The organism is Persicitalea sp. (genome assembly GCF_041751555.1).
In the GTDB taxonomy this organism is placed as follows: domain Bacteria; phylum Bacteroidota; class Bacteroidia; order Cytophagales; family Spirosomataceae; genus Persicitalea.
This window is the reverse complement of the sequence record NZ_JBGSXF010000674.1, coordinates 1-6,858: the sequence shown is the minus strand read 5'-3', so window position 1 is coordinate 6,858 and position 6,858 is coordinate 1. Positions and strand designations below refer to the sequence as shown.

At 49.9% G+C, this 6,858-nt stretch carries 7 protein-coding genes and 2 pseudogenes; 5 read left to right on the top strand and 4 right to left on the bottom strand.

Annotated elements, in window-relative coordinates:
* The 4 genes and pseudogenes from ACEW8P_RS23845 to ACEW8P_RS23830 all read right to left on the bottom strand — a co-directional run.
* A pseudogene (locus ACEW8P_RS23845) lies at nucleotides 1–524 on the bottom strand (DUF2157 domain-containing protein); the annotation flags it as partial.
* A 26-nt stretch (nucleotides 525–550) separates the two neighbouring features.
* A complete protein-coding gene (locus ACEW8P_RS23840; protein WP_373515567.1) occupies nucleotides 551–841 on the bottom strand; it encodes a hypothetical protein in 291 nt (96 codons plus the stop codon).
* 46 nt (nucleotides 842–887) lie between these two features.
* Nucleotides 888–1,574, bottom strand: a complete 687-nt coding sequence (locus tag ACEW8P_RS23835) for a sulfite oxidase-like oxidoreductase (RefSeq protein WP_373515566.1) — start codon at nucleotides 1,572–1,574, stop codon at nucleotides 888–890.
* 58 nt (nucleotides 1,575–1,632) lie between these two features.
* Complete coding sequence (locus ACEW8P_RS23830; protein ID WP_373515565.1) at nucleotides 1,633–2,751, bottom strand: tetratricopeptide repeat protein; 1,119 nt, start codon at nucleotides 2,749–2,751, stop codon at nucleotides 1,633–1,635.
* A 135-nt stretch (nucleotides 2,752–2,886) separates the two neighbouring features.
* On the opposite strand from ACEW8P_RS23830, the gene ACEW8P_RS23825 reads away from it, so the two are divergent.
* From ACEW8P_RS23825 to ACEW8P_RS23805, 5 genes and pseudogenes are all read left to right on the top strand, one after another.
* A complete protein-coding gene (locus ACEW8P_RS23825; RefSeq protein ID WP_373515564.1) occupies nucleotides 2,887–4,134 on the top strand; it encodes a M16 family metallopeptidase in 1,248 nt (415 codons plus the stop codon).
* A complete protein-coding gene (ispF, locus tag ACEW8P_RS23820) occupies nucleotides 4,131–4,658 on the top strand; it encodes a 2-C-methyl-D-erythritol 2,4-cyclodiphosphate synthase (protein WP_373515563.1) in 528 nt (175 codons plus the stop codon). The genes ACEW8P_RS23825 and ispF overlap by 4 nt, the downstream gene beginning before the upstream one ends.
* Before the next feature lie 31 nt (nucleotides 4,659–4,689).
* Entirely contained in the window at nucleotides 4,690–5,811 is a 1,122-nt protein-coding gene (locus ACEW8P_RS23815; RefSeq protein ID WP_373515562.1) for an amidohydrolase family protein, read from the top strand.
* A gap of 44 nt (nucleotides 5,812–5,855) precedes the next feature.
* Nucleotides 5,856–6,497, top strand: coding sequence for a porin family protein (locus ACEW8P_RS23810; protein ID WP_373515561.1), 642 nt, complete (start codon nucleotides 5,856–5,858; stop codon nucleotides 6,495–6,497).
* An 18-nt stretch (nucleotides 6,498–6,515) separates the two neighbouring features.
* Nucleotides 6,516–6,858 (top strand): annotated as a pseudogene (locus ACEW8P_RS23805) (hypothetical protein); the annotation flags it as partial.

Here is a 6,858-nt window from a genome sequence, read left to right as displayed (position 1 = left end):
GTGAAGCCGATGTAGGCGAATATTGTGCTTAACAAAAGGAAGAGTAGCGACTTTTCTTCCAGGGCATTTCTGTATAAATACCAACAACCTGGTGCCAATAGCAACCCGAAAATCAACTGCCAGCGATCCTGATTGAACATTCCGCCCAGGCAAGCCGATAAATAGAGCGTCCCGGCCAATAAAATGTAGGTGTAGGTAAAATGCGCTTTGATGTGTCGTCTTTTAATGAACCACGAACCTATAATCATCACCGCCCCAAAAATAATAGCATTGCGAATCACCTCGGGATCGGAAAAATCATTTTCGACTAACAGTTTGCTGGGTGTAGCGGAAAGTCCGACCCACGAGGCTAGTGCTGTGATAGCCAGCGAAAGTACCCCCTGGTGGTCGTAGCGGTAAGCGAGAAAGAGAAACAGGATAGCCGGAATAATCAAAGCCAGTCCGTAACGAGTGCCGAAGATTTCGTATTGATACTGTACATATCCCTCCAGAGCCAGGAACAATAGACAGCCCAGCAGCAGCACGATGTCAAGATAGGGAGCAGATTGTTCTACCCTCTCGGGCGATAGGCGACACCGTTTTTGAGAATATAAAAAAAGCAGCCCGTCGTAGCCAGGGCAATCAGGCCAATTAATATCGAATGGCCTATGGTATTTATGTTCTGATAAATCAAAACACCTAACCCGCCAACAAGGGCGGAGATAGAAATGTAAAGCAGCGTTCGCAAAAAAATGAATAGGGAAACGGGCTTCTCTTCCTCGTGCATTTCAATCACCGTTCGCTGAGCAGAGCCGAGCAAATCCTTTTCTTCCAGTTCGTCAAGGAGTAATTTTATTTTCATAAGAAACCCAGCTGTTTGAAAAAATCCCGAATTCCAACTTTCAAAATTAATCTGAATACCGATCATTTCGCCACGGATACGCCGTGTTGGAATAACCCCGTCCTTCCCAGAAACCGGGTTTATCCTGCGCCATAAAATGAATGCGTTTGATCCATTTCGCGCCTTTCCAGGCGTAAAGCTGCGGCGTAACGACTCGCGCCGGACCGCCGTGGTCGCGGGTCAGCGGCTGTCCGTCGGCGGTGTGAACCAAAAGTACGTCCGGTTTGAGTGCTTCTTCCAGCGACAAATTGGTCGCGTAGGTATCGTAGCCGTAAAACATTATGTGGGTAGCCGTTTCCTTCGGCTGCACCAACGCGGCCAAATCCAGCATCCTGACTCCCACCCACGGTACATCCATCCGCGACCAGGTCGTCACACAATGAAAATCGCTGACATCCTGGGTTTGGGGTAGTTCCATGAATTCGTTCCATTTCAGCGTCACGGGATTCTCGACCTCGCCGCCTACGTACAGTCGCCAGCGTTCCAGTGAAATATCTGGCTTATACCCTAAATCTAAAACAGGCCACTTTTCTGTCTCAAACTGCCCGACGGGTAGTTTAGGCATGCCGTGCCGATTGTCCGAACCCGTTCCTTGCGGCTGATCATCCGCCACCGATGGGGTATTACGCATCTTTTCCTCGAACCGATCCCGGAGCTTCAGGCGGGCGGCAACGATTTTTTCTTCTTTGGTCATTTTCACTTTGTGCCTTCTTGCGCCACGGGGCGCCGCGCTTTGGAACTTTGCCTCTCCTTCACAAATACTCCTTCGCCTCCCTCCTCACTGACTTGTAATCCGCCAAATCCAGACACTTTTTATAGTATTCCTTCGCTTTCGATTGGTTGCCGCTGCGGTCGGCGATGCGGGCTAGTCCGGCGTACGCCATCGCGTGGTATTCCTTGGTGTATTGGGCGTCGTGCGGGGTTTTTAGAGCGGTAAGATAATGGTTCTGAGCGGCAGAGTCGTTGCGATACTTTTTTTCTTGTAAATAACCGTCGAAGAAATGCCAGGTGATGGGGAAAAAGCCGCTCTTCAGCTTTCTGAGTTCGGGCAGTTCGCGCTCCGCTTCCGCATAGCGCCCGGCGAGCAGCAGCGACTGGATGTGAACCATGCGAAAAATGGAATTGTTAGGGTAGTCTGAAACAAGCTGACTGGTATATCTCGTGGCCAAATCGGGCCGGGACTCGTGATCGAGGTAGGTTTGGGCCAGGACATAGGCGGCTTCCGCTTTGGTGATAACCGCTTTTCTGGTAGCTAAATCCAGTTGCTTTAAGCCCAGGTTCTTGTTGCCGTCTTTAAAAAAAATTATTAGCGGCCGCACGATCGCGTGGTCTTCGGGGTAAGCCTCCACGTAGTAGTTATACGTACCCGCCACAAAGAGAAACTCCGGGTTTTGGTCGGTGAGTTTCAGAGCCTCGGTTAGATTGCTGTACGCCTTTTGGCCTTCCCCGGCCGCTTTCAGGAGTTCATTTTGGTAGTTGTACATCAAGGCCAAGTACCCACGTGCCGCCAATCGAAAAAATACGGCCTCGGGATGTCCGCTGTTTTTGCCATACTGCTTTTCAACCGCCGCCAGGCATTGGTCGAGGTTGCGAATGTACTCGCCGACTTTCGCTCTATTGTCCTTGATGGGCAAATACTGCCAGTACATCTGAAAAGCCGCGATGAAGTACGTTACCGGATGGCCAGGATAGCGACTTTGCAAGGTCCGCCGCACGGCATCGGCCTCCGTAAACTCGTAGTTATAAATATGATCGATGCCCGTTTGAATGGATTGCATCGTTTCCTTATCGGCCAGTATTTGGGCTTGCACGTGCAATCGCAGGACTAACTGCAAAACCAGGCTGAGAAGAAAAATGTAGCGAAAGGCCATAATGGATTGAAAACGTTGGCAAAGGTTTGTTTGTGACGGGTTCTACCCCTAGTTTTGTTGATTGTCAGTCCGAGGCATCCTGCGCTCTTCACGCCTTGGGGCGCCCCGTGTTAACTCTTCATTCTCTACTATTAAATGATTCACTACGAACAATTCACGCTCGAAAACGGCTTAAAGGTACTTGTCCACGAGGATTTTTCCACACCGATGGCCGCCGTCAATATTCTGTACAACGTCGGTTCGCGCGACGAAGACGAACAACGCACCGGATTTGCTCACTTATTTGAACACCTGATGTTTGGCGGATCGCAGCATATTCCCACCTACGACGAGCCTGTGCAGTCCGTTGGCGGCGAGAACAACGCCTTCACCTCGCCCGATATTACCAACTACTACCTCACGCTCCCGGCTGACAACGTCGAAACGGCCTTTTGGCTGGAATCTGACCGGATGATGAGCCTGTCCTTCGATCCCGAAGTGCTGGAAGTGCAGCGAAAAGTGGTCATAGAGGAGTTCAAGCAACGATACCTCAACCAGCCCTACGGTGACCTGTGGCTAAAACTGCGCCCGCTGGCCTATACCACGCATCCCTACCGCTGGGCCACCATCGGTAAAGACATCGAACACATCGAACGCGCCACGCTCGACGACGTGAAGGATTTTTTCTTCAAGTACTACCGACCCAATAATGCCGTACTGGTTGTGGCTGGAGCCGTGACCTTGGCGCAGGTGCGAACGTTGGCCGATAAGTGGTTTGCGCCCATTCCGGCGGGTGAGCCTTATGTCCGCAATGTACCGCGAGAGCCGCAGCAAACAGTGGCTCGCAAGCTGGAAACTTCTGCCGCTGTGCCGCTGAATTCCATTGTCAAAACCTACCACATCCCTGCTCGTTACGACTCTGATTACCACGAGGCCGACCTCATCAGCGATATTCTGGGGCGCGGCAAGTCTTCGCGGCTGTATCAGGCTTTGTTAAAAAACATACCGCTGTTCAATAGCGTGACGGCTAGTGTGATTCCCTCGCTCGACCCCGGCTTGCTCATCATCAAAGGCAACCTCAATCCAGGCGTCACGATGGAGGTTGCCGACGAAGCTATCGAGAATTTGGTGCAGGATTTTGTGTTGAACGGAACTACCGATGAGGAACTGGAAAAAGTCAAGAACCAAGCCGAAGCCTCACTGGCCTTTTCACAAGTTGAACTCCTTAATCGCGCTATGAACCTGGCCTACGCCGCCAATGCGGGCGATGCCGCCTGGGTCAACGAAGACGAAGAGAAAATCAGGGTAATCGAACCCGCCGATATTCAGCGCGTGGCCCGGCAGGTACTGCGGCCCGAGAATTGCTCGACACTATATTATAATGCAATCGAAGTTGACCAATGAGTAGTGGTTTTCCGTTTCGAGTCGGGCACGGGTACGATGTTCACCAATTAGAAGAAGGTCGCCCTTTTTGGTTGGGCGGGATTCTGATTCCGCACAGTCACGGTGCCAAAGGCCATTCCGACGCCGACATCGTCTGCCACGTACTTTGCGACGCCCTGCTTGGTGCGGCTAATTTGCGAAATATTGGCTACCACTTCTCCGATAAAGACCCGCAGTGGAAGGGCGTCGATAGTAAGGTACTTTTGACTAAAGTACTGGAAATGATCCGTGGTAACGGCTACGAAGTGGGCAACGTGGACGTGACCATCGTACTGCAACTACCCAAGCTGAACCCGCATATCCCGGTCATGAAGGAATGTTTAGCCGGAGTCATGCAAATAGAGGAAGAGGCCATCTCAATCAAAGCCACTACCTCCGAACATATAGGATTTGTGGGCCGCCAGGAGGGTATCGCCGCTCATTGCGTAGCTCTTATATACAAGAAAGGTATAGACTCAAAGATCGCGGCGGGCGGCTTTTTTTAACTTTTTGAAACTTTGTGAATTAAAAAATACCATGAAAAAGCATCTATTAACAGCGCTAAGCCTTCTCTTCACCGCTTTCACCGCTTCTTCCCAAGTCGTGGAAGCCCCGATTGGCTTCGAGGAATACGACCCGATTTCTACGCTAAAAGTCGAGGAACACATCCCGACCCGCGCTAAATTTCCTTTCATCGACGTCCACAACCACCAGTACCGGATGCCGGAGCAGAATTTGAATGAGTTGGTAGCGGTCATGGATACGATGAATATGCAAATCATGGTTAACCTCAGCGGCCGCGGTTGGTACCAGGAATGGGACGAAGGCACGGCCCACCTCAAAGGCGCATTGACCAATGTGATGAAAAATCAGCCGAAGCGTCTCGCCGTTTTCACCAACCTGCAATTCAGTGGCTTCGGTCAAACTGACTGGACAGATAAGGCCGTAGCGCAGCTCGCTACTGACGTAAAGATGGGAGCGAAAGGTTTGAAAATTTACAAGAGCCTCGGATTCAGCGGTATCGTGGACGAAAAAGGCGAACGGGTAGCCGTGAATGACAAGCGCCTCGATCCCGTGTGGGCGAAATGTGGCGAACTGGGCATCCCGGTACTGATCCACACCGCCGACGTGCCTTCCTTCTGGGATCCGCTCGACCGCTACAATGAGCGCTGGCTGGAACTGAAAACCCACCCCCGCCGCAATCGAATCGAAGACAAGGTTTCTTTTGAGCAACTCATCGGCGAGCAGCACGACATTTTTCGCAAGCACCCCAAAACTACCTTCATCAACGCCCATATGGGCTGGTACGCTAACAACCTCCGCAAGTTGGACAGCCTGATGATCGAATTCCCTAATACCTACGTGGAAATTGGGGCGGTCATCGCCGAACTGGGACGCCAACCCCGCGCCGCCAAAAAGTTTTTTGAAAAGTACCAGGATCGGGTACTTTTTGGTAAAGATAGTTGGGTGCCCGCCGAGTACGTGACCTACTTCCGCGTACTGGAAACCGAAGATGAGTACTTTCCCTACCACAAAAAGTACCACGCCTTTTGGCGGATGTACGGACTGGGTTTATCGGATCAAGTTTTGAAGAAGTTGTATTACAAGAATGCCTTGAGGATCATTCCTGGATTGGATCGGAGCGGGTTTCCGGAGTGAAGGAAAATATTTTGTTATATTCACGCTATGTCAAATATTTTTTTATGAAAAATCTAACCTTTTATTCTTTTCTTCTGGCAGTTTCGTTGCTCACAGAAACATTGATAATGGCCCAAGTACGATTTGGTGCAAAAGCTGGGGTGAATGTATCTAGTATCGCGCTACCTCTCAATGGATATGGCCCTAGAATCGGGTATAAGCTTGGCGTTATGGCTGACATCGGTTTGTCCAGCCGATTTTCAATTCAACCCAATTTATTGTTTAGCTCGAAGGGCGTGGTTTACAAGACTGAGGAACGCGATGCATCTGGCTTATACATCGAGACAATCCGCACAAAGCTGAACCTTAACTATCTTGAAGTACCCATTCTTGTCGTTTACAAGCATCCCTTAAGAAATGGTGCAAAGTTATTCGCTGGTATGGGGCCGTATATGGGGATAGGTATATTCGGTTATAGCAAAATGAATGGTTATGACAAGTGGAAAGTTTCCTTCGACAGCAATCCTAGACAAGATGTTTTATCATTCCTTCCCTTTGACTTTGGTTTGAGCACTTCAATTGGTATCGAGACCAGAAAATTTTCGTTTGGAGTTGATTTCAACAACGGGATTAAACCGCTTGCTCACAATACTAAAAATTATAACAATACTTTGAGCTTGACTGCAGGATATTTCATTTGCAGGTAGGAAAACCAGGAAATAGGCATGGCAAAACGCATCTCAATACTCACAATTCTCTTTGGCCTGCTCGCACTTTCCTGTCAAAAGAGCGCTATCCAATCAAACCGAAAAAACTTTTCCAAAACCAGCAGTCAAACAACCTCACGACCAGCCTACGAATCCGAAAACCTCCTCGTCAAAAAGCTTTCCGACCACGTCTATCAGCACATTTCCTACTTACAAACGGAGCGTTTTGGAAAAGTGGCCTGCAACGGTATGATCGTGGTCAACGGGAAAGAGGCGATCGTTTTCGATACCCCCACTGACGATGCCGGAGCGCGGCAACTGATCGACTACATAACCAACACGTTGCACAGCAAACTTAATG

Excerpts from the sequence above, each read along its gene's own strand:
- ACEW8P_RS23810 (WP_373515561.1), top strand. The coding sequence starts at position 5,856 with ATGAAAAATCTAACCTTTTATTCTTTTCTTCTGGCAGTTTCGTTGCTC.
- ACEW8P_RS23835 (WP_373515566.1), bottom strand. The coding sequence starts at position 1,574 with ATGACCAAAGAAGAAAAAATCGTTGCCGCCCGCCTGAAGCTCCGGGAT.
- ACEW8P_RS23825 (WP_373515564.1), top strand. The coding sequence starts at position 2,887 with ATGATTCACTACGAACAATTCACGCTCGAAAACGGCTTAAAGGTACTT.
- ACEW8P_RS23840 (WP_373515567.1), bottom strand. The coding sequence starts at position 841 with ATGAAAATAAAATTACTCCTTGACGAACTGGAAGAAAAGGATTTGCTC.
- ispF (WP_373515563.1), top strand. The coding sequence starts at position 4,131 with ATGAGTAGTGGTTTTCCGTTTCGAGTCGGGCACGGGTACGATGTTCAC.
- ACEW8P_RS23830 (WP_373515565.1), bottom strand. The coding sequence starts at position 2,751 with ATGGCCTTTCGCTACATTTTTCTTCTCAGCCTGGTTTTGCAGTTAGTC.
- ACEW8P_RS23815 (WP_373515562.1), top strand. The coding sequence starts at position 4,690 with ATGAAAAAGCATCTATTAACAGCGCTAAGCCTTCTCTTCACCGCTTTC.